Origin of the sequence: Actinoplanes sp. NPDC051633, from assembly GCF_040681735.1 — a bacterium.
Classification (GTDB): domain Bacteria; phylum Actinomycetota; class Actinomycetes; order Mycobacteriales; family Micromonosporaceae; genus Actinoplanes.
Genome location: NZ_JBFAZH010001223.1, coordinates 1 through 2,253 on the forward strand (window position 1 = coordinate 1; position 2,253 = coordinate 2,253).

Below are 2,253 nucleotides of genomic sequence, written 5' to 3' on the forward strand. Positions count from 1 at the left end.
TGGCTGATGATCGTCGCGACCGGGCTGGCCGGCACCCGGATCTTGATCCAGGCCTGGTGCGCGTGGCGGCACGCCCGGCGCCGGCGCCGGCATCCGCTGCCGGCCTACGAGACACCCGTCTCGGTCATCGTCCCCGCGCACAACGAAGCGGCGAACATCGTCGCGACCGTCCGGTCGCTGCTGGCGTGCGACCGCCGTGACCTGGAGATCATCGTCGTGGACGACGGCTCCACCGACGGCACCGCGGATCTGGTCGAGGCGCTGGACGACCCGGGGGTCCGGGTGCTGCGCCGGCGCAACGGCGGCAAGGCCGCCGCGCTGCGCACCGGGGTCGCTGCCGCCCGTCACGACGTGCTGGTGCTCATCGACGGCGACACGATCGTCGAGCCCGACACGATCGACATGCTGGTCCGATCGTTTGCCGACCCGGCGGTCGGCGCGGTCGCCGGCAACGCCAAGGTGGCCGACCGCAGCGGCGTGATCGGCCGCTGGCAGCACCTGGAGTACGTGGTCGCGTTCAACCTCGACCGGCGGGTGTTCGAGATGGGCCGCTGCATGACGACCGTGCCCGGCGCCCTCGGCGGGTTCCGCCGCGCCGCGCTGGAGTCGGCCGGTGGCGTCCGCAGCGAGACCCTGGCCGAGGACACCGACCTGACGATGGCCATCGTCCGCGCCGGCTGGCGGGTCGTCTACGAGGACATGGCCTGCGCCTGGACCGAGGCGCCCGGCACCTGGGCGGGCCTGTGGCGGCAGCGCTACCGCTGGTGCTACGGGACGATGCAGGCGGTCTGGAAACACCGGTCGGCGCTGCGTGAGCGCGGCCCGGCCGGTCGCCTCGGCCGCCGCGGGCTCGGGTACGTGGCGGTGTTCCAGATCCTCCAGCCGCTGCTCGGGCCGATCGTCGACGTGTACCTGCTCTACTCGCTGCTGTCCGGGACGCCCGGCCTGATCGCGGTGTTCTGGCTCGGGCTGCACGTCGCCCAGCTCGCCGTCGCGGCGTACGCGTTCCGCCTGGACAAGGAACCCGCCGGCCCGCTCTGGTCACTGCCCCTGCAGCAGATCGGCTACCGCCAGCTGATCTACCTGATCACCATCCAGTCCGCGGTCACCGCGCTGCTCGGCGGCGGCCTGCGCTGGCACGTCTCGACCCGCACCGGCCGGGCGGCGGCGCTCGACGGGTCCGCGGCGTCGTCCGATCCCAAGGCCGCGCGCATTCAGCGGCTGGTGCGCCAGATGCGGCACGGCACCTACCGCGACCCGCGCTGGGCCCGCGTCGCGCTGCACGCCGGCCTGGCGCTGATCCTGATCAGTGCGAGCGCGTGGGCCGGCGGCCGGCTGGTCACCGACCGGTACGCCAACACGGTGGCCCGCGACGACCTGCTCGGCGCGGCTGCCTCCTACCACCTCTCGCCGGACGGCTGGAGCCTCGACCGGGCGCTCAACATCCTGCTGATCGGCGTGGACTGGCGTAAGGGCCAGACCGGCATGATCCGCTCGGACACCGTGATGGTGCTGCACGTGCCGAGGTCCAAGGACCGCGCGTACCTGTTCTCGCTGCCACGAGACACCATCGTGGAGATCCCTCCGGAGCCGGCCACCGGTTTCCGCGGCGGGCGGGACAGGCTCAACAGCTCGTTCGCGTACGGCGCGGGGATCGGGCAGGACCGTGCCCGCGGCGGCCGGCTGCTCGCCGCCACCGTGCAGAAGCTCACCGGCCTGCCGGGCTTCGACGCGGCGGTGCTCGTCGACTTCTACGGCTTCTCGGACGTGATCAAGGCGCTCGGCGGCATGAACGTCTGCGTCGACGCCGACGTCCGTTCCATCCACACCAAGCGACTGTACGAAGCGGGCTGCCGCCGGATGACCGGCTCCGAGGCCATCGACTATCTGCGGCAGCGCAAGAAGGTGCGGGGCAGCGACTACGGCCGTCAGCAACACCAGCAGCAGTTCATCACCTCCATCGCGGCCGAGGCGAAGAAGCAGAACCTGGCGGCCAACCCGGTCAAGCTCGACGCCCTGCTCCGCGCGGCCGGGCACGCGATGATCGTGACGACCGGGCCGGTCCAGCCGATCGATCTGATCTTCGCGCTGCGCGGCATCAACCCGAACCGGCTCACCACGCTGCGAACCCCCGGCCACGGCCGCCACGACGCCGCCGGCAACTACCTCGGCGAGGTGCTCGAACCGGTCGCGTACGACATGTTCCGCGCTCTTCGCGGGCAGCGGCTCGCCGAGTTCGCCGACCACGTCGCC

The 2,253-nt window shown here is 72.2% G+C and carries 1 protein-coding gene; it reads left to right on the forward strand.

Translation table 11 applies throughout. The annotated features are described in order from the left end of the window. The coding region (locus AB0M20_RS39280) for a glycosyltransferase (protein WP_364306114.1) at window positions 1-2,253 on the forward strand (2,253 nt) is incomplete at both ends.